At 59.0% G+C, this 26,266-nt stretch carries 24 protein-coding genes; 18 read left to right on the forward strand and 6 right to left on the reverse strand.

Annotated elements, in window-relative coordinates:
* Positions 1 to 7: 7 nt before the first annotated feature.
* The 3 genes from HY308_12980 to pilB are packed head-to-tail and all read right to left on the reverse strand — an operon-like array spanning position 8 to position 3,881.
* Positions 8 to 880, reverse strand: a complete 873-nt coding sequence (locus HY308_12980; protein ID MBI3899193.1) for a prepilin peptidase — start codon at positions 878 to 880, stop codon at positions 8 to 10.
* Positions 881 to 924: 44 nt separating this feature from the next.
* Positions 925 to 2,160, reverse strand: coding sequence for a type II secretion system F family protein (locus tag HY308_12985; GenBank protein MBI3899194.1), 1,236 nt, complete (start codon positions 2,158 to 2,160; stop codon positions 925 to 927).
* 5 nt (positions 2,161 to 2,165) lie between these two features.
* Entirely contained in the window at positions 2,166 to 3,881 is a 1,716-nt protein-coding gene (gene pilB / locus HY308_12990) for a type IV-A pilus assembly ATPase PilB (protein ID MBI3899195.1), read from the reverse strand.
* Positions 3,882 to 4,270: 389 nt separating this feature from the next.
* Here pilB and HY308_12995 point away from each other — a divergent pair, with 389 nt between their 5' ends.
* The 18 genes from HY308_12995 (at position 4,271) to HY308_13080 (ending at position 22,997) form a co-directional block, all read left to right on the forward strand.
* Complete coding sequence (locus tag HY308_12995) at positions 4,271 to 4,693, forward strand: rubrerythrin (protein ID MBI3899196.1); 423 nt, start codon at positions 4,271 to 4,273, stop codon at positions 4,691 to 4,693.
* A gap of 58 nt (positions 4,694 to 4,751) precedes the next feature.
* Entirely contained in the window at positions 4,752 to 6,101 is a 1,350-nt protein-coding gene (locus HY308_13000) for a Fe-S oxidoreductase (protein MBI3899197.1), read from the forward strand.
* 52 nt (positions 6,102 to 6,153) lie between these two features.
* On the forward strand, positions 6,154 to 6,759 hold the full coding sequence (locus HY308_13005) for a DUF3501 family protein (GenBank protein MBI3899198.1): 606 nt from the start codon (positions 6,154 to 6,156) through the stop codon (positions 6,757 to 6,759).
* Positions 6,760 to 7,012: 253 nt separating this feature from the next.
* Positions 7,013 to 7,549 carry a hypothetical protein gene (locus HY308_13010; GenBank protein ID MBI3899199.1) on the forward strand — a complete coding sequence of 179 codons (537 nt, stop codon included), beginning with the start codon at positions 7,013 to 7,015 and terminating at the stop codon, positions 7,547 to 7,549.
* Between the two features lie 14 nt (positions 7,550 to 7,563).
* A complete protein-coding gene (gene parE, locus HY308_13015; protein MBI3899200.1) occupies positions 7,564 to 9,456 on the forward strand; it encodes a DNA topoisomerase IV subunit B in 1,893 nt (630 codons plus the stop codon).
* Positions 9,457 to 9,525: 69 nt separating this feature from the next.
* Positions 9,526 to 9,966 carry an SRPBCC domain-containing protein gene (locus HY308_13020; protein ID MBI3899201.1) on the forward strand — a complete coding sequence of 147 codons (441 nt, stop codon included), beginning with the start codon at positions 9,526 to 9,528 and terminating at the stop codon, positions 9,964 to 9,966.
* On the forward strand, positions 9,966 to 12,290 hold the full coding sequence (gene parC / locus HY308_13025) for a DNA topoisomerase IV subunit A (protein ID MBI3899202.1): 2,325 nt from the start codon (positions 9,966 to 9,968) through the stop codon (positions 12,288 to 12,290). The genes HY308_13020 and parC overlap by 1 nt, the downstream gene beginning before the upstream one ends.
* Positions 12,291 to 12,359: 69 nt before the next feature.
* Entirely contained in the window at positions 12,360 to 13,049 is a 690-nt protein-coding gene (locus tag HY308_13030; protein MBI3899203.1) for a DUF599 family protein, read from the forward strand.
* Positions 13,050 to 13,091: 42 nt separating this feature from the next.
* The gene (truA, locus tag HY308_13035; GenBank protein ID MBI3899204.1) at positions 13,092 to 13,871 is read left to right on the forward strand and encodes a tRNA pseudouridine(38-40) synthase TruA; all 780 of its coding nucleotides are present in this window, start codon (positions 13,092 to 13,094) and stop codon (positions 13,869 to 13,871) included.
* A 17-nt stretch (positions 13,872 to 13,888) separates the two neighbouring features.
* On the forward strand, positions 13,889 to 14,509 hold the full coding sequence (locus tag HY308_13040) for a phosphoribosylanthranilate isomerase (protein ID MBI3899205.1): 621 nt from the start codon (positions 13,889 to 13,891) through the stop codon (positions 14,507 to 14,509).
* The gene (trpB, locus tag HY308_13045) at positions 14,506 to 15,705 is read left to right on the forward strand and encodes a tryptophan synthase subunit beta (protein MBI3899206.1); all 1,200 of its coding nucleotides are present in this window, start codon (positions 14,506 to 14,508) and stop codon (positions 15,703 to 15,705) included. The genes HY308_13040 and trpB overlap by 4 nt, the downstream gene beginning before the upstream one ends.
* A gap of 8 nt (positions 15,706 to 15,713) precedes the next feature.
* Complete coding sequence (locus tag HY308_13050) at positions 15,714 to 16,577, forward strand: tryptophan synthase subunit alpha (protein MBI3899207.1); 864 nt, start codon at positions 15,714 to 15,716, stop codon at positions 16,575 to 16,577.
* A gap of 70 nt (positions 16,578 to 16,647) precedes the next feature.
* Positions 16,648 to 17,541, forward strand: a complete 894-nt coding sequence (locus HY308_13055; protein ID MBI3899208.1) for an acetyl-CoA carboxylase carboxyltransferase subunit beta — start codon at positions 16,648 to 16,650, stop codon at positions 17,539 to 17,541.
* 3 nt (positions 17,542 to 17,544) lie between these two features.
* Complete coding sequence (gene folC / locus HY308_13060; protein MBI3899209.1) at positions 17,545 to 18,825, forward strand: bifunctional tetrahydrofolate synthase/dihydrofolate synthase; 1,281 nt, start codon at positions 17,545 to 17,547, stop codon at positions 18,823 to 18,825.
* Positions 18,822 to 19,532 (forward strand): SPOR domain-containing protein, encoded by a 711-nt coding sequence (locus HY308_13065; GenBank protein ID MBI3899210.1) that lies wholly within the window; start codon positions 18,822 to 18,824, stop codon positions 19,530 to 19,532. Before folC ends, HY308_13065 begins: the two co-directional genes overlap by 4 nt.
* Positions 19,533 to 19,550: 18 nt before the next feature.
* Complete coding sequence (locus HY308_13070) at positions 19,551 to 20,054, forward strand: CvpA family protein (protein MBI3899211.1); 504 nt, start codon at positions 19,551 to 19,553, stop codon at positions 20,052 to 20,054.
* A gap of 18 nt (positions 20,055 to 20,072) precedes the next feature.
* Positions 20,073 to 21,599: an amidophosphoribosyltransferase gene (gene purF / locus HY308_13075; GenBank protein ID MBI3899212.1), complete on the forward strand. Its 1,527-nt coding sequence runs from the start codon at positions 20,073 to 20,075 to the stop codon at positions 21,597 to 21,599.
* A gap of 210 nt (positions 21,600 to 21,809) precedes the next feature.
* Positions 21,810 to 22,997: an O-succinylhomoserine sulfhydrylase gene (locus HY308_13080; GenBank protein MBI3899213.1), complete on the forward strand. Its 1,188-nt coding sequence runs from the start codon at positions 21,810 to 21,812 to the stop codon at positions 22,995 to 22,997.
* A gap of 47 nt (positions 22,998 to 23,044) precedes the next feature.
* Here HY308_13080 and phnD read toward each other — a convergent pair whose 3' ends face one another.
* From phnD to HY308_13095, 3 genes are read right to left on the reverse strand one after another with little or no spacing between them, the layout of a single operon-like run.
* On the reverse strand, positions 23,045 to 24,052 hold the full coding sequence (gene phnD, locus HY308_13085; protein ID MBI3899214.1) for a phosphate/phosphite/phosphonate ABC transporter substrate-binding protein: 1,008 nt from the start codon (positions 24,050 to 24,052) through the stop codon (positions 23,045 to 23,047).
* A gap of 29 nt (positions 24,053 to 24,081) precedes the next feature.
* Positions 24,082 to 25,488 carry a sensor histidine kinase gene (locus HY308_13090; GenBank protein ID MBI3899215.1) on the reverse strand — a complete coding sequence of 469 codons (1,407 nt, stop codon included), beginning with the start codon at positions 25,486 to 25,488 and terminating at the stop codon, positions 24,082 to 24,084.
* Positions 25,485 to 26,165 carry a response regulator transcription factor gene (locus HY308_13095; GenBank protein MBI3899216.1) on the reverse strand — a complete coding sequence of 227 codons (681 nt, stop codon included), beginning with the start codon at positions 26,163 to 26,165 and terminating at the stop codon, positions 25,485 to 25,487. Before HY308_13095 ends, HY308_13090 begins: the two co-directional genes overlap by 4 nt.
* Positions 26,166 to 26,266 lie beyond the last annotated feature (101 nt).

The raw sequence follows: 26,266 nt of genomic DNA on the forward strand, positions 1-26,266 counted from the left end.
GCATAGCTTAGCTGAAGCGGGCCAACTGCAAGTAAGCGCGGGTAATATCGTCCCCCCAAAGCAGCGCTACCCAGCCGGCCAGGCAAAGAAACGGCCCAAACGGAATAGGCAGACTGCGATCTCGGCCCTTAAAGGCGATAAAGCCGACGCCGATTACCGCCCCCAAAAACGACGACAGCAGAATAATAAGTGGCAGTTGTTGCCAGCCGAGCCAAGCGCCAAACGCCGCGAACAGCTTGAAATCGCCATAGCCCATGCCTTCTTTGCCCGTTAGCAGCCTGAATAGTTGATAGACCAGCCATAACGATAAATAGCCCGCGAGCGCACCGATAACGGCCGACGGAAGCGCGGCATAGGTGGCTTGCAGGTTGAAGATCAGTCCGAGCCACAGCAACGGTAACGTGAGGTCGTCCGGCAAGAGCTGATGGTCGTAATCGATGAACGTTAGCGCAACCAGGATCCAGGTGAGCAGCAGAGCGCCCAGCGCTGCGGTGCTGATGCCCAAGCGCCAAGCAACGAATGCCGACATCACGCCGGTAAACAGCTCGACCATCGGATAGCGCAACGGAATGCGTTTGGCACAGCCGGCGCATTTGCCGCCGAGCCAAGCGAAGCTGAGAAGCGGAATGTTTTCCAGCGCTGTGATGCGATGTTCGCACTGCGGACAATGCGAGCGTGGAACGATTAAGTTGTAGCGCTCGGTTTCACGCATCGGCTGGCCGGACAGCTCTTCGCACTGCGCGCGCCAGCGCCGATCGAGCATGATCGGCAAACGATGAATAACGACATTGAGGAAGCTGCCCACGAGCAGACCTAACACGAAAATCGTAACGATAAACGCCGCGGGGTAGGTGGCGAAAAATGGCGCTAATGCAGTCATGAAATAGCCGGCATCGCCGGTGTGATAAGCATGCGTACCTGGTGTTAGACGGTTGACGCCATCTTGAAGATCGGGAGATACATCGCCACTACCATGCCGCCGACGACGATACCGAGGAATGCCATGATAATCGGCTCAAGCAAGCTGCTCAGCGCGGCCACGGCGTCATCGACCTCGGCCTCGTAGAAATCCGCCACTTTGCCGAGCATGGCATCGAGCTCGCCGGATTCCTCGCCGATCGCGACCATTTGGATCACCATGTTGGGAAACAGACCGGTGGCGTTCATGGCCGCCTGTAGCTGCATACCGGTCGATACATCGGCACGAATCGCTTGCGTGCCTTCGAAGTAGACACGATTACCGGCGGCACCGGCGACCGATTCGAGCGCTTCCACAAGCGGCACGCCGGCGGCGAACATGGTGGCTAGGGTACGGGCAAAGCGAGCGATGGTCGCCTTTTTGATGATGACACCGATAACCGGGGCCTTTAGGACCAACCGATCCATGGTGTGCTGCGCCTTGATCGAGCGTTTATAGCTATAGCTCGCAAACATGATACTGCCGACGGCGCCAGGAATAATGATGTACCACGTTGCTTGGAAGCCGCGCGATAAATCGACCACGAACTTTGTTAGTGCCGGCAGATCGGCGCCGAATCCTTTGAACAGGTCTTCGAATTGCGGAATCACAAACACCAAAAGGATGGCGGTGATGATGAAGGCGACGACGACGACGGCAGCTGGGTAAAACAGCGCCGATTTAATTTTACCTTTGATGTTCTCGATCTTTTCTTTGTAAATGGCGAGCTTCTCTAGGATGCCGTCGAGAATACCGGCTTGTTCGCCGGCGGCGACCAGATTGCAGAAGAGCGAGTCGAAGTAGAGCGGATGCTTGGAGAGCGAGATCGTCAAATTGGTGCCCGACTCGATATCGCTCTTGATGCTCATAATGAGATCTTGCATCGACGGGTTCTCGTGGCCCTTGCCAACGATATCAAATGCCTGCACTACCGGTATGCCAGCTTGCAGCATCACCGCAAGTTGGCGGGTAAATACGGCGATGTCTTTCGTCTTAATTTTCTTCTTGTTTGCCGCCTTGAACAGGCTATTGCCACGTTTCGATACCTTGGCCGGATTAATTCCTTGGCGGCGTAAAGTGGCGTTGACGAAGGCAACGCTGGCCGCCTCCATCTCGCCCTTTACCTTCTTGCCTTGCTTGTCGGTGCCTTCCCAAACATAGGCATCGAACTTAGGTTTTGTTTTGGTTGCGGCTGTGGCCATAGGATTTATTGGTTAGTAAGGCGTTCGACTTCTTCGAGACTGGTTACGCCGGCGCGAACTTTGCGCAGACCGGATTGACGGAGATCCGGGACTCCGTCCTTTTGCGCTTGCTGTTCTATGTCGAGCTGATTGCCGCCGCGCATGATAATTTCGCCAATGGGTTCGGACAGCGGCATAATCTGGTAAATACCTACCCGACCTTTATAGCCTTTGTTGCATAGATCGCAACCGGCGGGTCCATAGACCGAGATTTTGTTGATCTCACTGGGATCAAAGCCCGCCTTAAGTAACGCTTGTTCGGGGACCTCGAGCTGTACTTTGCAGTTGGGGCACAGACGACGAGCCAAGCGTTGGGCAACGATCAGGTTGACGGCTGAGGCGATATTGAACGGTGGTACGCCCATGTTCACGAGACGCGTTAATGTGGCCGGCGCATCGTTGGTATGTAGTGTCGACAGCACCATGTGACCGGTTTGCGCCGCCTTGATGGCGATCTCGGCGGTTTCGAGGTCGCGTATTTCGCCGACCATGATGATGTCCGGATCTTGGCGCAAGAAGGCGCGCAAGGCATTGGCGAAGGTGAGGCCGGCCTTGTCGTTGATGTTGACCTGGTTGATGCCGGCGACGTTAATTTCTACCGGGTCTTCGGCGGTTGAGATGTTGGTACCGGGCGTATTCAGAATGTTGAGCGCGGTATAAAGCGACACTGTTTTACCGCTACCCGTCGGACCGGTCACCAGTACCATGCCGTAGGGACGTTGGATTTGTTCGAGGAATACCTTCTTTTGATCGTCCTCGAAGCCGAGTTTTTCAACGCCGAGCGTTGCCGATGTCGGATCGAGGATACGCATCACCACCTTTTCGCCCCAGATTGTCGGCAGCGTGCTGACGCGGAAGTCGATCGCTCGGTTTTTGGAGATGCGCATCTTCATGCGGCCGTCTTGCGGCACACGTCGTTCGGCGATGTCGAGTCGAGCTAAAATCTTGATGCGGGCAGAAATGCGGCCGGACAGCGCCAGCGGCGGGCTGGCCACTTCATTCAGGATGCCGTCTTGGCGGTAGCGGACGCGATAGGTCTTTTCATACGGCTCGATATGGATATCGGAAGCGCCGCGGTTGATCGCATCCATCAACACTTTGTTGACGAACTTGACGATTGGCGTGTCATTGACGCCTTCTTCGGTCTGCGGTCCGTCTTTTTCTTCCTGGCCGGCGACGATCTCGAGGTTTTCGAGACTGTCGTCGGTCGACATATCGAGCAACGGCGTGTCCTGCGCTTCGAGACACTTCTCGATCATGCTCGCGAGCTTGTCTTCCTCCACCAGGATCGGCTCGGTGCCGAGGCCGGTGTGGAACTTGATCTCGTCGAGTGCCTGCAGATTGGTCGGGTCGCCAATAGCGACAAACAGACGCGAACCGCGCTTGTGCAGCGGCAGCACGTGGTGCCGGCGCAGGATCTTCTCGTCGACCAGCTTAACCGGCGCCGATTCTAAATCGAGGGTGGAAATGTCGAAGAGCGGGACACCAAACTCTTCTGACGCGATGCGGGCGATGATGCCGGCATTGAGCTTTTTGTTCTCAACGAGATATGTTACGAACGGAAGTTTGACGGCCAGGGCATCGGTCTGTGCGCGTTCGGCGTCGGCCGGCGTCAGTAAGTTCTCGCGCACCAGCCGCAGGGCTAATCCGCTCAAATTGTTGGTGGGGTTTACGGTTGCCATCGATTATTTATTGATACCGCCGTGCGGTTTGGCTGATCCCTAGTTCTAAGAATACTAGTGCACCCCGGCGGGTCACGCCAAATGATCCACTGAAATAACAAAAACATGCCCGAAGGTGTTGTTGTGGTGTTTAATTGTGGCTCGACGATGCCTGGGAAACAGGTTGGCGACGCTCTGTAAGAATAGTCGCAGTTGCGGTTGAATCTATGGACGATAGCGCCGTCTTTCTGCGATGAACGGAATATTCACTACCCGCGTTTTTTAATCTTATTTTCGCTATGCGTTGACAGTGAAAACATCCCTAATTTAGACTGATTCTAAATCTCCCGATCGATAAGTTACTTTTTAAAATCAGCAGCTTGTTAAACCTTAACCGGAGGAGTATTGCAATGGCACAGCTCAAAGGCAGCAAGACCGAAGGCAATTTGAAGGCCGCTTTTGCCGGCGAATCGCAGGCAAACCGGCGTTATCTGTATTTCGCCGCCAAGGCCGATGTTGAAGGCTATAACGACGTTTCCGCGGTTTTCCGTTCGACCGCCGAAGGCGAGACCGGCCACGCCCACGGTCATTTGGAATACCTCGAAACCTGCGGCGATCCGGCCACCGGTCTGCCAATCGGTTCCACCTCGAACAATCTGAAGGCGGCCATCGCCGGTGAGACCCACGAGTACACCGACATGTACCCAGGGATGGCCAAGGCCGCCCGTGACGAAGGTTTTGCCGAAATTTCCGACTGGTTCGAGACCCTGGCTAAGGCCGAACGCTCGCACGCCAATCGTTTCCAAAAGGCGCTCGACACGTTAGGCAAGTAAGCCGTTCCTGTCACGACGAACCGACCCGGCGTATGCCGGGTCGGGACGAGGGCCAGTCATGTCCAAACCGACGCCGACGGAACAGCGCGAAGGCAGCCTCGAAGCGCCGACTCGCCATCCGCTCGATTGGCAGAATCCCGATTTCTACAGCGAGGCCTCGCTCTTTAAAGAGTTGGAGCGGGTCTATGACATCTGTCATGGCTGTCGCCGTTGCTTCAGCCTATGTAATTCCTTCCCGACCCTGTTCGATTTGATCGATAACTCCGAGTCGATGGAGGTCGACGGCGTTGCCAAGGCAGATTATTGGAAGGTTGTGGATCACTGTTATCTGTGTGACATGTGCTACATGACCAAGTGCCCGTACGTGCCGCCGCATCCCTGGAACGTCGATTTTCCGCACCTAATGCTGCGGGCGAAGGCGGTGAAGTTTAAGCAGGGCGAAACGCGGTTTCGCGATCGCCTGCTGACGAATACCGATGTTGTCGGTCGCCTCGCCGGTATTCCGGTGGTGGTGCATGCGGTCAACGCTGCCAACAAGAATCCAACGATGCGCCGGGTGCTCGATAAAACCCTCGGCGTTCATGCCGATGCAACACTACCCAAATATCACGCCGATACATTGCGCAAGCGCGCCCAGCGTCGGCCGACGTCACCGGTAGTTCCGCAACCGACGGCGCATACGCGCGGCCAAGTCGCGTTGTTCGCGACTTGTTACGGCAATCGCAACGCACCCGAGATCGGCGTAGACCTGATCAAAATTTTCGAGCACAACGGCATCCCAGTGCGGATCGCCGAGCGCGAGCGTTGCTGCGGCATGCCGAAGCTCGAGCTCGGCGATTTGGCAGCGGTGCAACAGGCGAAAGACGTCAACATTCCGGTGCTAGCGCAGCTCGTCGATCAAGGCTGGGACATCGTTGCACCGGTGCCGTCATGCGTGCTCATGTTCAAGCAAGAGCTGCCGCTCATGTTCCCGGACGATGCCGACGTGCGCAAAGTGCGCGATGCCATGTTCGATCCGTTCGAGTATCTGATGTTGCGTCATGAGGAAGGCCGGCTGCGTACCGATTTCAAAAATTCGCTCGGCAAGATCGCTTATCACGTCGCTTGTCATTTGCGCGTGCAAAACATCGGTTTGAAGACGCGCGACGTATTGACGTTGGTACCGAATACCGAGGTCGAGCCGATCGAGCGCTGTTCCGGGCACGACGGTACCTATGCCGTGAAGTCCGAGTTCCATGAAACGTCCATGAAAATCTGCCGGCCGGTGGTGAGCCGCGTGCAAGCCGCCGAAGCCGCGCATTACGCCAGCGACTGTCCGATGGCGGGTCATCAAATCGAAAACGGATTGCGCGATGGTCGCGAGCCGACACATCCGCTAACGTTGTTACGCCGGGCTTACGGGCTGTAAGGCGAGCGGCGGATGATCGAAGTTTCTGTGTTTCGCCTGGAATGACCGGTAAATTTTTAGGAAAACCTCTATGCAAAAATTAACTCGCGACGATCTTTTTTCTCTCGAAGAGTACGCTCGCCGCCGATCCGAGTTCCGCGACAAAGTGATCGCGCACAAGCGCCAGCGGCAGGTGCCGATCGGACCGAACGCAACGCTCAGCTTTGAAGACCGATTAACGATGCAGTACCAAATCCAAGAGATGTTGCGCATCGAGCGTATCTTCGAGGCTGAAGGTATCCGTGACGAGCTCGATGCTTACAATCCGTTGATTCCGGATGGTAGTAACTGGAAGGCCACATTCTTGCTGGAGTATCCCGACGTCGATGAACGCCGTACCGCGCTCGCGCAGCTGCGCGACGTCGAGCGCCATGTGTGGGCACGCATTGCCGGCTTTGATCCGATTTATGCCATTGCCGATGAGGACCTGGAGCGCACCGACGACAATAAGACATCGTCGGTCCATTTTCTGCGTTTCGAGTTGACGCGCGACATGGTGCAGGCCGTGCGCCAGGGAGCGAACATCGCTTTCGGTACAGATCATGCGAACTATCGCCATGCCGCCGACCCGGTTGCGCGTGACACGCGCGATGCGCTCGCGTGCGATTTGAACGACTAAGCTACGTGAGGCTTTTCAGGCTGGTGGAAGGATTGGAACGCCCCCTCTCCCCTTGCCATTCCCGCCCAGGGTGCGCCAGAACCGCGCGCACCCGTTCGGCGGCGCGAACACACGTTAAGTGTGTTCGCGAAATCCCCGCCTCACCCCCTGCGAGGGGGAGGGGGAGTTAGTTCGCTTCGCGTTGAATGATCGAATGCACCCAACCTCTTCGGTATACTGCCGCCCCGTGTCATGGGGCTTTCTGCAAAAAGTAATGATTGATTACGCGCGTACCTGCTTGCTGGTTGTCGCGGCCGTCGGTTTGCTTGGCGGTTCGCCAGCGGTGCTGGCATTCGGCAAAGACAAGCCGCGGCAGAACTATTCGGAGCCAGCGGAAGTCATCTGGCAAGAGCTGGCTGAGGTCGCCATCCCCGCATATCCGGATGCGAGCAATTTGGCGCAAGTGCCGGTGGAGAAATCCGCCGGCATCGCGATCGATATCGACCGCACGTCCGTGTCCCTTGGTCAGGACGGGGTAGTGCGTTTCGCGGTAGTCGTGCAATCGGCGCGCGGGGCGCGTAACGTGTTTTACGAAGGTATGCGCTGCGGATCGGCACAGTACAAAATCTATGCGATTGGTACCTCCGAGCAAAAATTCCGCGCCGTGCAGAATCCGCGTTGGGCGCCGATTGCCGAGGAAGGGCCGAACGCTTTTCGCGACCTGCTGCGCGACTACCACATTTGCCATCGAGGCAGCCCTCGTTCGCCGCAAGAAATTTTGCGGTCGCTAACGGCGCGTGACCGCGAATAATTGGATTAGCCCTTATGAGCACCGTCTACGATTCCTCCGCCATTGAAGTCTTGACCGGGCTCGAGCCGGTTCGCCGGCGCCCGGGCATGTACACCCAGACCGAGCGCCCCAACCATCTGGCGCAAGAAGTCGTCGACAACAGCGTCGACGAAGCGATCGCGGGTTATGCCCAGACGATCGACGTGGTGCTGTACGACGACGGCTCGTTGTCGGTGACCGACGACGGCCGTGGCATGCCGGTCGACAAGCACAAGGGTGAAAAAATTTCCGGCGTCGAAGTCATCCTCACGCGGTTGCACGCCGGCGGTAAATTCTCGAACAAGAACTACACCTACTCGGGCGGTCTGCACGGCGTCGGCGTGTCGGTGGTCAACGCGTTGTCGAAGAAGCTCGAAGTGCTGGTGCGGCGCGACGGCAAGCAATATCGCATGACCTTCGCCGACGGCGCCAAGACTTCCGAGCTGCGTGCTATCGGCACCGTCGGCAAGCGCGAGACCGGTACGACCGTACGCTTCTGGCCGGATCCGAAATTTTTCGACACCGTGAAGTTCGGCGTACCGCGCTTGAAGCACTTGCTACGGGCGAAGGCGGTGCTGTGTCCCGGCTTGCACGTCACCTTCAAGAACGAATCCGAGCCGAAAGACGACGAAGAGTGGAAGTACGAAGACGGGCTCAAGGATTATCTGTTGAGCGAGCTCGGCGACATCGAGATGATTCCGGCAGAGCCGTTCTGCGGTCACTTCAAGGGCGCGAACGAAGAAGCCGATTGGGCGATCGTCTGGGCGGCGGAGCTTGCCGAGCCGGTGATGGAGAGCTACGTCAATTTGATTCCGACCGTGCAAGACGGCACGCACGTGAACGGTTTTCGCACCGGCCTGACCGATGCGCTGCGCGAGTTCTGCGAGTTCCGCAATTTGTTGCCGCGCGGTATTAAGCTCGCGCCGGAAGATGTCTGGGGTAAAACCGCGTACGTGTTGTCGTTCAAGATGCGCGAGCCGCAATTCTCCGGGCAGACGAAGGAACGGTTGTCGTCGCGCGAAGCGGCGGCGTTCGCCGCCGGCGTCACCAAGGATGCTTTCAGCATCTGGCTCGGCCAACATGTCGAAGACGCCGAGCGTATCGCTAGTCTTGCTATTGAATCGGCACAGCTGCGGCTGAAGGCCGAGAAGCGCATCGAGCGCAAGAAGATCGGCGTTGGTCCGGCGTTGCCCGGCAAGCTCGCCGATTGTTCCGGCACCGATCTCACGCGCACCGAATTATTTCTGGTCGAAGGCGACTCCGCCGGCGGCTCGGCCAAGCAGGCGCGCGATCGCGAGTTTCAGGCAGTATTGCCGCTGCGCGGAAAAATTTTGAACACCTGGGAAGTCGAGCACGGCGAAGTGCTCGGTTCGCAAGAAGTGCACGATATCGCCGTCGCCCTCGGTATCGATCCCGGCTCGGCGCAGATGAATGGATTGCGTTACGGCAAGGTTTGCATTCTGGCGGACGCCGATTCCGACGGTGCCCACATCGCGACGCTGTTGTGCGCGTTGTTCGTAAAGCACTTCCGGCCGTTGGTGGAGGCGGGGCACGTGTACGTAGCAATGCCGCCGCTATTCCGCATCGATGTCGGCAAGGACGTGTATTACGCGCTCGATGAAGACGAGAAGAAGGGCGTGCTCGATCGCCTGCAAGCGGAGAAACGCCAGGCGAAGGTAATGATCACGCGCTTCAAAGGTCTCGGCGAAATGAACCCGATCCAGTTGCGCGAGACGACGATGGCGCCGGACACGCGCCGATTGGTACAACTCGAGCTCGGCGAGCTCAAGACCACGCAAAAGTTGCTCGACATGTTATTGGCCAAGAAACGTTCGGCCGATCGCAAGGAATGGTTAGAGAAGAAGGGCGATAAAGCCGAAGTGCTCTAACAGCAGCACGCGGACGAGTCCGCTTACATTTCAGACCCCCACAAGAGGGGAAAACGGGAGGAGTACGCGATGCTAACGCTTAAGACGTTGGTCGAGATCGGTGCATCGGCGGAGCGGGTGTGGCAGGTGTTGACACATTTTACGGAGTATCCGAAATGGAATCCGTATCTGCGCGGCGTCATCGGCAGCGCTGAAGTCGGCAAACAGATAGTAGTTCGTCGACGGTTACCGAAACGCCAGGCGCAGGTATATGCGGCGCGCATCGTGAAGGCGATGCCGGCGGTGGAGCTGCGCTGGCGCCGCGACATTTTTATGAGAGGTTTATTCGATCGGGAACAGACGTTCATTGTGGTGCCGAACGGTGTCCACGGCGTGACGTTCATACAACGCGAAGATTTTTCCGGATTGCTCGCGCCGTTGATCGTGCCTTTCATTACTAAGCGGACGTTAGCGGGTATCGAGCGCATGAATGTTGCCTTGAAGAAGATCGCGGAATCGAAGAAACACTGATGGCTACGAAAAAAGCGAGCAGTAAAGGTAAGAGCAAAGGCAAAGGTTCGGCGCGCAAAGGCGAAGCCGTAGCACCGCCGCGCAAGAGCTTCGAAGTCGAACGCCTGTTGTTATCGCAATTTACCGAGAAGGCGTACCTCGATTATTCGATGTACGTCATCCTCGACCGCGCGTTGCCGTTTATTGGTGACGGCCTAAAACCGGTACAGCGTCGCATCATCTATGCGATGTCCGAGCTTGGGTTGTCGGCGGTGTCGAAGCATAAGAAATCGGCGCGTACTGTCGGTGACGTGCTCGGTAAGTATCACCCGCACGGCGACAGCGCCTGCTATGAAGCGATGGTGTTGATGGCGCAGCCGTTCAGCTATCGCTACCCGCTGATCGACGGCCAAGGCAACTGGGGCTCGCAAGACGATCCGAAATCGTTCGCCGCCATGCGTTACACCGAGGCGCGGCTGACGCGTTATGCGCAAATCTTGTTGTCCGAGCTCGAGCACGGCACGGTCGAGTGGTCGCCGAACTTCGACGGTACGCTGCAAGAGCCGCGGACGATGCCGGCGCGCTTGCCAAATGTGCTGCTCAACGGCACCACCGGCATTGCCGTCGGCATGGCGACCGATATTCCGCCGCATAACGTGCGCGAGATCGCCGGTGCCTGTATCAAGCTGCTGGAAAAGCCGGATGCGACGCTGGGCGAATTGCTGAAGTTCGTGAAGGGCCCGGACTATCCGACCGAGGCCGAGATCGTCAGTCCGTCGTCGGAATTGAAATCGATTTACCAAACCGGCAACGGCAGTGTCCGTTGCCGTGCCCGCTGGGAACGCGAAGGCGACGAAATCATCATCACTGCGCTGCCGTACCAGGTGTCGGGCGGCAAGATCATGGAACAGATTGCGCAGCAGATGCAGCAGAAGAAGCTGCCGATGGTCGAAGACCTGCGTGACGAGTCCGATCACGAGAACCCGACGCGCCTGGTCATCGTGCCGCGTTCGAATCGAGTCGATGCGGTCGAGCTAATGGACCATTTGTTCGCCACCACCGATCTCGAGCGTAGCTACCGCGTCAACATGAATATGATCGGTCTCGACGGCCGGCCGCGCGTGTACAACCTGCGCGATCTGTTGGCCGAGTGGCTCGAGTTCCGCACCGAGACCGTGCGCCGGCGCTTGCAGTTCCGGCTCGATAAGGTCGAGAGCCGGCTGCACATCCTTGCCGGTTTGTTGATCGCTTATCTCAATCTCGATGAGGTGATCCGCATCATCCGCCGCGAGGACGAGCCGAAGCCGGTGTTGATGAAGCGCTTCAAGCTCAGCGAGATCCAGACGGAAGCGATCCTCGAAACCAAGTTGCGGCACTTGGCCAAGCTCGAGGAGATGAAGATCAAGGGCGAGCAGGACGAGCTCAACCGCGAGCGCAAAGAGCTGGAAAAAATTCTCGGTTCGAAAGCGTTGCTCAAGCAGCGCGTGCGCGATGAGATCAAAGCAGACGCCGAAACCTTCGGTGATCCGCGGCGCTCGCCGCTGGTCGAGCGTGACGCGGCCAAGGCGATCGATGTTACGCAGCTGTTGCCGTCCGAGCCGGTGACTGTCGTGTTGTCGGAAAAGGGCTGGGTACGCGCGGCCAAAGGGCACGAGGTCGATCCACGCGCGCTCGAATATAAGACCGGCGACGGCTACATCCAAGCGGCGCGCGGCAAGAGCAATCAGCTTGCCATCTTTATCGACTCCACCGGTCGAACGTACACCGTGCCGGCACACAAGCTGCCGTCGGCGCGTGGCCACGGTGAGCCGTTGTCGTCGAGCTTGAATCCGCCGCCGGGGGCTTCTTGGTCCGGCGTGATTATGGGCGAGCCGGACGATCTTTATCTGCTGGCATCCGATGCCGGTTACGGTCTCATCACTACGCTCGGCGAGCTCGTCACCGATCGCAAGGCCGGCAAATCCGTGCTCAACGTGCCGAAGGGTGCGAAGGCGTTGCCGCCGCAGCGCGTCGACAAACCGGAGGAAGATTGGCTCGCTGCCGTTACCAACACTGGGCAGATGCTGGTGTTCCTCGTCGGCGAATTGCCGCAGATGCCGAAGGGCAAGGGCGACAAAATCCTTAATGTGCCCGGCAAGAAAGTTGTCGCGCGCGAGGAATATGTCGCCAGTGTTGCCGTCTTCCGCGAGGGCGACTCATTGTTACTGCGCAGCGCTAAGGGCGAACTGACGTTGAAGGCCGGCAGTCCGATCGATCGCTATGTTAGCGAGCGTGGGCTGCGGGGTGCCAAGTTGCCGCGCGATCATCAGGAAGCGCGTACGCTCGAACGCGTACCGAAGGCCTGATTCCAGTAGGCCGCCGTCGGCGCGACGTCGACGGCGGCCGGATAGTGCCGGAATCGAGGGGCTTACAAGATGCAAAACCTATCGGTTGTCGACCTCGCCAGTTTGTCTTGGTTTATCGCGCTGTGGGTCGGTTACACCTGGTATACCGATCGCGGTCTACCGCGCGAGCGTTCGCTGCGCGGCGTCATGCATCGAAATCGTTATCGCTGGATGCGTCAGGTGCTGACGCGCGATAACCGAATGGTCGATGCGCACATCCTCGGTCAGCTCAGTCAGGGCACGTCGTTTTTTGCGTCGACCACGTTGTTGATACTGGTAGGTCTATTCACGGTGTTGGGCGCAACTGATACAGCGACCGTGGCACTGCGGCAGATCCCGTTTGCCGACACGCTCAGCGTTGCCCAGTGGGAATTGCGCCTGCTCGTGTTGATCGTCATCTTCGTGCATGCGTTCTTCAAGTTCACCTGGGGTTTACGTCAATTCAACTATTGCGCGGTATTAGTCGGTGCCGCGCCGGCGATGCCGAGCGCTGGCGACGATGAATGGGTGCAACGGGCGGCTTGGGTTAGCACGTTAGCGTCGAAAGATTTCAATCAGGGTCTGCGCGCTTATTACTTTGGGCTCGCGGTGATCGCGTGGTTCGTCAGCAGCTGGGCATTCGTTGTCAGCACCGCCATCGTTGTCGGTGTCATTTATTGGCGCGAGCATCACTCGGAAGCATTGCGCACGTTGGCGCCGCCGTCGGAGCGGCAAGTGTAGGGCGGACCGGTCTGCCCTACATTTATGAGTACAATGGCGCGTATGCGCATCGCAGCGATCATCGAATACGACGGTTCGAATTTTTCCGGCTGGCAACGGCAGGATCAGGTGCGTTCGTTGCAACAGTGCGTCGAGCAGGCGTTGTCGAAGGTGGCGAACGAGCCGATCGGTGTGATCGTTGCCGGCCGTACCGACGCCGGCGTGCACGCATTGGCGCAGGTCATTCACTTCGAAACCCATGCACTACGGACGCCGTATGCTTGGATCCGCGGTGCTAACAGCAATTTGCCGCCGGAGTTGGCGCTATTGTGGGCGGCTGAGGTCGATCCGAAGTTTCATGCACGCTTTAGCGCCAGCGGCCGACATTATCACTACGTCGTGCTCAATCGCGCCGTGCGACCGACCTATCTGGCGCAGCGGGTAACGCACGAGTATCGATCGATCGATGTCGAACGTATGCGCACGGCCGCAAGTTATTTGGTCGGTACTCACGACTTCACCTCGTTTCGCGCCGTCGAGTGCCAGGCCAAGTCGCCGGTGCGCGAGCTACGTGCGTTAACGGTCGAGCGCGATGGCGACTTGATCCACATTCGCGCCTATGCCAACGCCTTCTTACATCACATGGTGCGTAACCTTGCCGGCATATTGCTGGCGATCGGCGCCGGCGAGCGCGAGCCGCTATGGGCGCGCGAAGTGCTGGAGGCGCGCGACCGGCGCAAAGGCGGGGTAACGGCGCCGCCGCACGGGCTATATCTTTCGGCCGTGGAATACCCGGCGGTATGTGGAATCCCTAAGCTTTCGGACCAACCGGCCCTCTGGTAAGCTCGTTAGCTTCCCGTATGCGTACCCGTGTCAAAATCTGCGGTCTGACCCGTATCGACGACGTTCGCACCGTGGTCGCTGCCGGTGCGGATGCGATCGGTCTCAATTTCGATCCGGCCAGCCCGCGCGCCGTGACCGCCGAGCAAGCGCGGTCGTTAGCGGCGGTAGTACCGCCTTTTATCACCGTTGTCGGCTTGTTCGTTAATGCCGATACCGATGCCATTCGGGAAGTGTTGAATCGAGTACCGTTGTCCCTGATACAATTCCACGGCTCCGAAACTCCCGAACAATGCCGGCAGTTTGCCCGGCCTTATATAAAAGCCATACCCATGCGCGACCTCGTGGACTTGCCCGCGGCAGCCAAGCGTTATGACGATGCTGTCGGTTTGTTGCTCGATACATTCGCCGCCGACAAGGCCGGTGGTACTGGGCGCACGTTTGACTGGGCACGCATTCCGACCGGGCTTGCCAAGCCCATCATTCTTGCCGGTGGCCTGACGCCGGAAAATGTCGCCGATGCCATTGCCCGCGTACATCCGGCCGCTGTCGATGTCAGCAGCGGCGTCGAGTCAGCGAAGGGCATCAAAGACGCCAACAAGATTGCCGCGTTCATACAAGCGGTGCGAGAGACGACATGAGCGCTTACGCATTACCCGATGCCCGCGGGCACTTCGGTCCTTACGGTGGCGTGTTCGCCTCCGAAACGTTGATGCAGCCGCTGACCGAGCTGTGCGAAGCGTATGAGCGCCTGCGTAACGATCCGAAATTCCAGGAAGAATTCACCGACGATCTACGGTTGTACGTCGGCCGGCCGTCGCCGTTGTATCCGGCGAAGCGACTGACCGAGAATTGGGGCGGCGCGCGCGTTTATTTGAAGCGCGAAGATTTGAACCACACCGGTGCGCACAAGATTAACAACACTATCGGCCAAGGCTTGCTCGCGCGTTACATGGGCAAGAAGCGCATTATCGCCGAGACCGGTGCCGGCCAGCATGGCGTCGCCTCGGCGACGGTAGCGGCGCGCTTCGGCATGAAGTGTGTGGTGTACATGGGTTCCGAGGACATGAAGCGGCAGGCGATCAATGTCTACCGCATGAAGTTGCTTGGCGCTGAAGTTGTCCCGGTCGAGTCTGGTTCGAAGACGTTGAAGGATGCGCTCAATGAAGCGATCCGTGATTGGGTCACCCACGTCGAGAATACTTTTTATATCATCGGCACTGTCGCCGGCATGCATCCGTATCCGATGATGGTGCGCGACTTTCAATCGGTCATCGGCCGCGAAGTGCGTTGCCAGATCATGGAGTTCGAAGGTCGGCTGCCGGATGCGTTGGTCGCTTGCGTCGGTGGTGGTTCGAACGCGATGGGGTTGTTCTATCCGTTCATCGACGACGCTGAAGTCGCCATGATCGGTGTCGAAGCCGCCGGCGATGGCATCGAGACCGGGCGGCATGCGGCGACGCTTTGCGCCGGTCGCCCGGGTGTGTTGCACGGCAATCGGACTTATTTATTGCAAAGCGACGACGGCCAGATCATCGAGACCCATTCGATCTCGGCCGGTCTCGATTATCCCGGTGTAGGTCCGGAACATTCTTGGCTGAAAGATTCGGGCCGCGCCCGTTATGCGGCAGTGACCGATCAAGAAGCGCTGGCCGCGTTCCATGAGCTGACGCTCACCGAAGGCATCATTCCGGCGCTCGAATCGAGCCATGCGATTGCGCATGCCAAGAAGTTGGCGCGCGAACTCGGCAAAGACAAAGCGATTGTCGTCTGCTTGTCAGGTCGCGGTGATAAGGACATCCACACCGTTGCCAACCTCGAAGGGATAAAATTCTAATGCCACGCCTGTCACGTCTCGCGCAACAGTTCGCGTCGTTGAAGAAGCAGCGCCGCGCCGCACTGATTCCATATGTCATGGCCGGCGATCCGGCGGCGTGGGCGACGGTGCCGCTCATGCACGCGCTCGTGCGCGCCGGTGCCAGCGTCATTGAATTGGGCGTGCCGTTTTCAGATCCGATGGCCGATGGCCCGGTGATCCAACGTGCCGGCGAACGCGCGCTCAAGAACGGCATTAGCTTGCGTCATGTGCTCGACATGGTGCGTGAGTTCCGCACGAAGGACACGATCACCCCGGTGGTGTTGATGGGGTATTTAAACCCTATTGAATGTATGGGATATGAAGCTTTTGCAACCGAAGCGGCGGATGCTGGGGTAGATGCCGCCATTACCGTTGACCTGCCGCCGGAAGAGGCGGAGGGTATGCTCGCGGCGCTGCGGCGTCGGCAACTCGACGCCATTTTTCTATTAGCGCCGACCAGCGGGCCGGAGCGCATTGCCGCCGTGGCGCGTGCCGCCGGCGGATTCATCTATTATGTATCTTTACGGGGCGTTACCGGCGCCAGCCACCTGAATGTCGAGGAAGTGAAGGACAAACTCCATAGCATCCGCCGGCATACCGATCTACCGGTCGGTGTCGGTTTTGGTATTAGTGATCCCGAAACGGCGGCGCGCGTTGCCGCCTTTGCCGATGCCGTTGTCGTCGGCAGTGCCGTTGTCAGTCGTATGGAGCAGGATGCGGGCGATCCGGAACGGATGCTCGTGGAAGTGCCGGCGTTCGTCGCGCGTTTGCGCGCAGCAATGGACGCCAGCCAACATGAATCGCGGCAGCGAACCGACTCCCCCTCTCCCGCCGGGAGAGGGATGGGGTGAGGGATGCAGCGGGTCGACGGTTTTAATCAATGGTACGAACAGCACCTCAATTATCTAACGTGAGCACAGCCTGATGAGCTGGTTCGACAAACTCCTACCGCCGAAGATCAAGAGCCAGAGCGGCGCCAAGAAGGGCGCGGTTCCGGAAGGCGTGTGGAAAAAATGCCCGGCCTGCGGCGCCGTGCTTTATTCCGCCGAGATCGAGAGCAATCATCACGTTTGTACGAAGTGCGACCACCACATGCGTATCGGTGCGCGCAAACGGCTCGATATGGTCCTCGATCCGGACGGTCGCGAAGAGATCGCCGGCAATCTGGCGCCGGTCGATATTCTGAAGTTCAAAGATTTGAAACGTTACAAAGATCGCCTGGTCGACGCGCAACGCGAGACCGGCGAGCGCGATGCCTTGGTCGCCATGCTCGGTACGTTGAAGGGCGTGCCGCTCGTGAGCTGCGCTTTCGAGTTCGCGTTCATGGGCGGTTCGATGGGCTCGGTCGTCGGCGAGCGATTTGTGCGCAGTGTCAACGTCTGTATCGAACGGCATATTCCACTCGTGTGCTTCAGTGCCAGCGGCGGCGCGCGTATGCAGGAAGGTTTGTACTCGCTGATGCAGATGTCGAAGACCAGCGCCGCGCTGGCGCGTCTCGGCGAGCACGGCATCCCTTATATCTCGGTGTTAACCGATCCGACCATGGGCGGTGTCTCGGCCAGTTTGGCAATGTTGGCCGACGTCATCGTCGCTGAGCCGAAGGCGTTGATCGGTTTCGCCGGCCCGCGTGTGATCGAGCAGACCGTGCGCGAGAAGTTGCCCGAAGGGTTTCAACGTTCCGAATTTCTGCTGCAACACGGTGCCGTCGACATGATCGTTCAGCGGCGCGATATGCGCGATCGTCTCGCCTCGCTATTGGCGATGCTGACGCGCCAAGCAGCGCCAGCTCGCCAGCCCGCTGTGGAACACGCCTAAGTTTTGACTCCGACTCGTCGTACGCTTTCCGATTGGCTCGGGTGGATTGAAACGCTCCACCCGCAAACGATCGCGCTCGGCCTCGATCGCGTCCATGCGGTGCTGGCGGCGATGAACCTGCGGCAACCGGCGTTCGGCGTCATTACCGTCGGTGGCACCAACGGTAAAGGCTCGACGGTGACGATGTGCGACGCGATTTTGCGCGCCGCCGGTTTTAGCGTCGGTTCTTATACTTCGCCGCATCTGGTCCACTACAACGAACGCATCCGTATCAACGGCCGTTTGGTCACCGACGACGAACTCTGCCGCGCATTCGAGCGCGTCGAGGCCGCGCGCGGCGACATCGCGTTGACTTATTTCGAATATGGCACGATCGCCGCGTTCGACATCTTTCGCGAATGCGCGATCGAAATCGCTGTGCTCGAAATTGGTATGGGCGGCCGGCTCGACGCGGTGAACGCGGTCGACGCCGATGTCGCTATCGTCACCTCGATCGGCATCGACCATACCGCCTGGCTCGGCCCAGACCGTGAGAGTATCGGCCGCGAGAAGGCGGGAATTTTTCGCGCCGGCCGGCCGGCGGTGTGCGCTGATCCGGCGCCGCCGGCGAGCCTGGTCGAGACCGCTGCCAAGCTCGGTACGACGTTGTATTGCTTCGGCCGCGATTTTGACGCTGGTGTTTCCGATGCCGGCTGGTCGTTACGCTTCGGTCAGCGCCTGCGTGCCGGACTGCCGTTTCCCGCCTTGCGTGGTGAGCACCAGTTGCGTAACGCCTCGGCGGCGCTGGTTGCGCTCGAATTATTGGGCGACCGCTTTCCGGTCAATCAGCAGGATATTCGCCAAGGCTTGTTGGCGGCGGTGATCCCCGGCCGTTTCCAGATCCTGCCGGGTACGCCGGCGATCATCATCGACGTCGCCCACAACGGCGAAGCGGCGCAGACGCTGGCGGCGAACTTGCGCCGGCACCAAACCGTCGGTAAAACGCTCGCCGTGTTCGGCATGCTGAACGATAAGGACATCGGTGAGGTGATACGGGTGGTGGCGGGGTCGATCGACCGCTGGTACGTCGCCACCTTGTCCGGGCCGCGTGGCACGACCGCGGCGCAGGTTACGCAATTGTTGACGGATAACGGCATAACGGCGCCGATCGCGCCGTTCGCCACCCCGATCGAGGCTTATAACGCCGCACGAGCGGCGGCCGCGCCACCCGACCGCGTGGTCGTTTTTGGGTCGTTCCATACGGTCGGTGATATACTCGCGCATCTTGAGGCAGGTCCCGCATGAAACGTAAAGACTCCGGACAGATTGAATTCGATCCTAAGCACCGCATCATCGGCGCTATTGTTATCGTTGCCCTGGCGGTCATCTTTATCCCGATGATCTTGAGCAAGCGCGAGCCGCCCACGGATACCAGCGTGCTCGATACCGCGGCGGCGCCGGCCGAGCCAACCGCCGAACAAACGTCGGAAGACAATAAAGTAGCGGTAACGATGGTTACGCCGCCGATCACCTCGGCCGACGAACCCACCGCGCCACCGGTATTAGGTGCGGTGCCGACGACGACTCCATCCGCTGTTACTACTACGCCAGCCCCGGCAACACCAGAACCGGCGGCAAGCGCGCCAGTGGTTCCGCCCGCGCCGGTCGCAACGGTAGCGCCGCCTAAACCGGCGACGAAGCCAGAGACCAAGCCGGCTGCAGACACGAAGCGTGTCGCCCAAGCCAAGCCGATACCGGTATCGGCCAAGCCGGCCAGCGGCAACTGGGTGGTGCAAGTTGGCACATTCTCGAGCGCGACCAACGCCAATCGTGTCGAACAAAAGCTGCGCGGCTTGGGCCAGGCAGTACACGCGGAGTCGATTGGTCTCGATAGCGGTAAAGCGGTGCGTGTTCGTGTCGGACCGTTTCACGACAAGACCGCCGCGCTCAAGGCGCAACAGCGCATTCAGAAAGAGACCGGTATGACCGGCGTCGTCCTGAGTTATCCGTAACCGCCCGGAGATCGCTCGTTGCTCGGCCTAAATGCCTTTGATGCGTTGATGTTGGTGGTGATGCTGGCGTTCGCTATCACCGGTAGCTTACGTGGCTTCGTGCTCGAGATTTTGTCGCTCATCCTTTGGCCGCTGGCGGCATTTCTCGCTTGGTTCTTTTCCGAGTCGGCCGCGACATTCTTAAGCTCGACGATCGCCGATCCGCAACTGCGCGTGGTCGCGGCTTTTGTCATCGTTTTTCTTTTGATATTCGTGATCGGCACGATCGTCGTTTACTTCGTGCACCGGGCATTGCCGCTACGCGGCAACTGGCGCACGTCGAATATTATTCTCGGCGGCTTCATTGGCTTCGTGCGCGGCGGTATCATCGTCGTCATTGCCTTTCTGGTAGCCGGTATCACATCGATGCCGCAGCGTCCGTGGTGGCACGAGTCGGCGTTAGCGCCGTATTTCCAGAAGGTCGCAATCGTGGTCAGCGACTATTTACCGCGCGATATCTCTCAGCATATTCGCTTCAGCTAGTCAGTCTCGGAGGTCAGTATGTGCGGCATTATCGGTATGCTCGGCAAGAGCCCGGTAAATCAGGGCATTTATGACGGGCTCACGGTGCTGCAACATCGCGGCCAGGACGCTGCCGGCATCATGACCAGCGACGGCAAGCGCGTGTATCTGCGCAAGGATAACGGCCTCGTGCGTGACGTATTTCAGCAGCGTCACATGGAAAGCTTGCAGGGCAACATGGGCGTCGGTCATGTGCGCTATCCCACCGCCGGTTGCGATTCGCCGGCCGAAGCGCAGCCGTTTTATGTGAACTCGCCGTTCGGTTTAGCGCTCGCCCACAACGGTAATCTGACTAACGCCGATCAGCTGGCGGTCGAGTTGTTCCGCGAAGACCTGCGCCAGCTTAATACCGATTCCGATTCCGAAGTGTTGCTGAATGTATTAGCGCACGAGCTACACGCTGTCAGCAGCCGCACGCGGTTGACGGCGGAAGACGTTTTCCGCGCGGTCACGGCGTTGCATCAGCGCGTGCGTGGTGCTTATGCGGTCGTCACGATGATCGTCGGTTTCGGCATCGTCGCCTTCCGTGATCCGCACGGTATACGCCCGCTGGTCTACGGCCGGCGCGAGACTGACAAGGGCCAGGAGCACATGGTCGCATCCGAGTCGGTCGCGCTCGACGTGCTCGGCTTCGAGTTGGTGCGCGATATTGAACCGGGCGAGGCGCTGTTTATCGAGTTGGATGGCCAAGTGCATTGGCGCCAGTGTGCCAAGCAGCCGGAACATGTGCCGTGTATCTTCGAGTTCGTTTATCTAGCACGCCCAGATTCGATGATCGACGGCATCGCCGTGCACAAGACGCGTCTGCGCATGGGCGAGAAGCTGGCCAACAAGATCAAGCGCGAATGGCGCGACGTCGATATCGACGTCGTCATTCCGATTCCCGATACGTCGCGCACCGCCGGTTTGCAGATGGCGTACGAGCTCGACATCAAGTATCGCGAAGGCTTTATCAAGAACCGTTACATCGGCCGCACCTTCATCATGCCCGGCCAAGCGCAGCGCGAAAAATCGGTACGCGCCAAGCTCAATGCCATCGATCTCGAATTCCGCGGCAAGAACGTGCTGTTGGTCGACGATTCGATCGTGCGCGGTACGACCTCGGCGCAGATCGTGCAAATGGCGCGCGAGGCCGGCGCCCGCAAGGTTTACTTCGCGTCGGCGGCGCCGCCGGTGCGGCATCCGAACGTTTACGGCATCGACATGCCCGCCGCCAATGAGCTGGTGGCGGCCGGTCGTTCGGAAGAAGAAGTGTGTCGCGAGATCGGCGCCGATCGGTTGATCTACCAAGACCTGTCGGATCTCATCGACGCTGCGCACGAAGGTAATCCGCGGATTAAGCGTTTCGATGCGTCGTGCTTCGACGGCGTTTATGTGACCGGCGATGTCACCAGCGACTACCTGGCGCGACTCGAACGCCGCCGCAAGGATTCCGTCAAGAAGCGTCGCAACAACCGTGGCTCCGACGATCAGCAGACTGCCGAGGTTTTGAGTTTCCCCCGCTGAGCCATTGAACCGCTCCGAACGGGGCGATTCCGTCATTGACAAGACCGCTCCCCGCCACGCATAGTTCGTCTCGTTGTGCAGCGCCGATTTGAGCTTTCAGCTTGCGGGCGCCTTATAAATGCAGCTAAAGCGAGACCGACCCGCTCAGGCTGCCTGGCGGGTTTTTTGTTTTATGACTTTGAATGGGTCGGCTACGGACGAGGTTCAGCGATGACGAAGCAAGACGACGAGCAGTGGGGTTTGGCGACGCGGGCGGTGCGTGCCGGTCGGGCGCCGACCAACGAAGGCGAGCATTCCGAGGCGATTTTTCTCACATCGAGCTTTGCCTTTGGCAGCGCCGCAGAAGCGGCGGCGCGTTTTTCCGGCGAGAGCCCGGGCAATGTCTATTCGCGTTTTACCAACCCGACGGTGCGCGCCTTCGAGCAGCGGCTGGCAGCGATGGAGGGCGGCGAGAGTTGTGTGGCGTTTGCGTCCGGCATGTCGGCGATCTTGGCGACGTGCCTGGGGTTGTTGAAGAGCGGCGATCATGTCATCGCTTCGCGCGGCATCTTCGGCACGACGGTGCTGTTGTTTCAGAATTTGCTGTCCCGCTTCGGCGTCGAGACGACGTTCGTCGGCTTGACGGACTACGCTGCTTGGGAACGCGCCGTGCGGCCGAACACGAAGTTGTTTTATGTCGAGACGCCGTCCAATCCGCTCACCGAAGTCGCCGATCTCAAGCGACTGGCGGATCTCGCGCACCATCACAACGCCTTGCTCGCGGTCGATAATTGTTTCTGCACGCCGATACTGCAATTGCCGTTTAAGTTCGGTGCGGATCTGGTCATCCACTCGGCGACGAAATACATCGATGGCCAAGGCCGCTGCATCGGCGGCGCCGTCATCGGCAATGGCCAACTCGTCGGTAAAGACGTGTACGGCGTATTGCGCACCGCCGGACCGGCGATGAGTCCGTTTAATGCTTGGGTATTTCTCAAAGGCTTGGAAACATTGTCGCTCAGAATGCGCGCGCACAGCGCCAATGCACTCGAGCTTGCACGTTGGTTGGAACAACAGCGTGGTATCCGCCGGGTCTATTACCCGGGTCTGACCTCGCATCCGCAGCACGAGCTTGCCAGCCGCCAGCAGTCGGGCTTCGGCGGCATCGTCGCCTTCGAAGTCGAAGGTGGGCAAGCAGCGGCATGGCGCGTCATCGATGCCACCCGGCTCATGTCGATCACGGCGAATTTGGGCGACGCCAAGACCACGATCACGCACCCCGGCACGACCACGCACGGCCGGCTGACGCCGGAGCAACGCCGCGACAGCGGCATCACCGACGGCTTGGTTCGAATTTCGGTGGGCTTGGAAGATGTCGACGATTTAAAGCGCGATTTGGCACGCGGTTTGGGCGTTTAGTTTGTCATCGAGTCCCGCTCGCCGATGGCTGAGCGGGACTCGTGTCGTTACTTGCTCTTATCGTGTGCTTCTTGCTCGCGCTTTATTTCTTTTTCGTAAGCCGTGCGATCGAAGCTTTCGCCGGCGCTGATGGCGACGAAGCGGATAATCTCCCATTCTTTTTTGAACGTGACCGGCACGAAGCGATCGGCGCCGTCGAACTGTTTCTGCATTTCCGGCGTGAAGCGATAATCGTAGAAACACTTCAGCATGCGGTCACGTAGTGTCGGCGACAGGTCGTGGGCATATACCAGCGATTCGGTCGGGAACCACGGGCTGGTGTATAGCGTACGGAACTCATCCTCTTTAATTTGCCCGCGGGCCACCATGCGGTGGAATACATCGGAGGCAACGGCGGCCGCATCGTATTCACCCGATTGCACACCGAGCACCGAACTGTCATGGCGGCCGGAGAAAATCACGGTGTAGTCCTTGTCCGGTGTTAGGCCTTGTTTCGGTAGGAGTGCGCGTGGTGTCAGGTTGCCGGAATTGGACGAGGGTGACGTGTGGGCAATGCGGCTGCCTTTCAGATCGGTGATCTTTTGGAAGCGGCTGTCCTTGCGCACGATCAGCAGCATGCTGTAACCCTGAAATTTTTCGGCGGTACCTTTTACAGCGAACGGCACCGCACCGGCGATGTTCACGGCGAACCAGGTTGGTCCGGTAGAGAACGAACCGATATGCAAACGCCCCGTACGCATCAGCTCGATCTCTTCCGTATTCGATTGCGCCGGCACGAAGACGACATTGCGGCCGGTACAGTTGGCCAAATGCTCGGTGAAAGGCGTTAGTAGCTCGCGGTAGATCGCCGGGTTCTCGACCGGTGTCCAACTGAAAGCGAGGGTGTTGGGGTTTTGATGCTTCGTTGGTTCCGTTGGCGTATCGGCGACATAGTCGCGATCTTTATCACAATAGGGCTTGTCCAAGTCGCCGCGGTAGCGGCATCGTTCCTCGGCATGTCCCAGCAGCGGTGCGATTAGCATCAGGCCAAATACGACAAGTTTCGATACTTGCATACATCACCTCCCGTTTGTTTGTCCGAACGTTATGCTGGCGTTTCTGCTCGTGGAAAATTCACCCGGACTTCAAGACCGGCAACATGATCGTCCATGAGGCGGTTCTCCAGCGTAATGCTGGCGTTCATCGATGCCGCGATCTCGCGGCAAATCGTTAATCCTAGGCCGACGCCTTTCGTGCCGTGGGCGGCGGCGAACGGCTCGAACACACGCTCACGCTGATCGGCGGCGACGCCCGGGCCGCTGTCCCAAACCACTAGCGCCACTGAATCGGCGGTGACTTGTACACGCACGCCGATCTTCGATTGCGCGGGTGTATACCGAATCGCATTTAGCAGTAGGTTCGAAATCAGCTCGCTGACCATCCACGGATGTCCCGATAACCATGCGTCTTCCACATCGAGCTCGAAGTCCAAGTTCTTTTCACTGATAAGCGGTGATAGCTCGACCGCAACTTCGCGCGCGAGCGCCGCCAGGTTGCAGACTTCGCGCATTCCCGTGCCGCGCAGTTGCTCGACTTTCGCCAGCGACAACAATTGATTTGCCAGGGCAATGGCGCGTTCGACGGTGCCGGCCATTTCTTGCATGACTACCGGTGAAGCTACGTCACCGCGCAGACCCGATTGCAATTGCGTTTTCAGTACCGACAGCGGCGTGCGCAGTTGATGCGAAGCGTCGGCGATGAAGCGCTTCTGTTGTTCCTGCGAACGTTGCAAACGTCCCATCAGCTCGTTCAATGCGGCGATCATCGGTTGCAGCTCGCGTGGCGCCGTCGGCGCCGATAGCGGTGACAAATCATTGTCGCGCCGCTGATCCAATTGATTGCGTAGTGCCACGATCGGCCGTAGCGCAATTGAGACCACGAGCAGTATGACGAACGCGATGCTGGTAACGAGCACCGCCTGCCGTCGCAGCGTATCGCGCAAGATGTGTTGGGCGATACGTTCGCGGTTGTCGAGCGATTCGGCAATCTGTACCAACGCGAAGCCGCGCTCGGTATTGCTGGCCACCGGCTGATACAGCGCGGCGACGCGCACCGCTTTGTCGTGGTATTGATCGTTGTACAAATCGACCAGCGACGGATACTGCGCGTGCGGTCGCGGCGCGCCGGTGTATTTCGGAAAATCGTCGTAGCCGGCGAGAAAGAAGCCGTCGAAGTCGCTGACGCGATACACCATCGGTGTGGTGCTGCCGGTTTCCATGATTTCCAGCACCGCGTGCGGTAACGTAACCACCAGCTCGCCATCCTCGATCTTCAGCAGATCACCGATCGAATGGGCCGAGGCAATGAGCATGCGATCGTAGGCGGCGTTGGCGGAATCGAGCGCATCGCGATAGAGCGTGACGGTGTCGATGACGATGAACACAGCGATCGGCGCGATGATCCAGGCGAGCAGGTAAGTGCGCACCGACCGCGGTCGGCGTAGGCCGATCATGTATCGTTGTCCGTCTTGGGTTGCGGCCGCAGCAGATAGCCGAGTCCGCGTAGCGTCATGATTTCGGTGCCGGTGTCGGCGAGTTTTTTACGCAGCCGATAGACCACTACTTCGACCGCTTCCATCTGTAGATTTTCTTCGTTCGGAAATACCAGCCGTAGCAAGCGTTCTTTGGTGACCGCACGCCCGGAATTTTCCGCCAGCACTTTCAGCAATGCATGCTCGCGCGGTGTCAGCTCCAGCGGTTCCTTGCCGCGATAGAACGCACCGGAGCTTCGTTCCAACCGCAGCTCGCCGCATTGAACAATGTCGCCGCCGCGCACGCGTCGCAGTAATGCGCGTAGGCGCGCCTCCAGCTCTTCTAGATCGAACGGTTTGGGCAGGTAATCGTCGGCGCCGGCATTGAGGCCGGCGATACGATCGCCGACCGCGCCGCGGGCGGTGAGGATCAGCACCGGTGTGTCGATGCCCTGCGTGCGCACGCGTTGCAACAAGTGCAAGCCGTCGAGCACGGGAATGTTGAGATCAAGCACGATGGCATCGGCGCTGCGTTCCTTGATAAGGCCTAACGCGCTTACACCGTCGAAGCAGCAAGTGATTTCAAAGCCGCGTTTCTCGAGCGCACGTGCCAGCGCCTTCGACATATCGGGATCGTCTTCGACCAATAGAATTTTCATATCGTCCAAGCGTACCCGATTGTGCACCTTCGGCAAGCACCGGCTCGCACCAAAATTTAGCGGATCGATGACAGCGAACTGACAGCTTGCTGAAAGACGAT

This window comes from Gammaproteobacteria bacterium, assembly GCA_016199745.1.
Lineage (GTDB): Bacteria > Pseudomonadota > Gammaproteobacteria > Acidiferrobacterales > Sulfurifustaceae > JACQFZ01.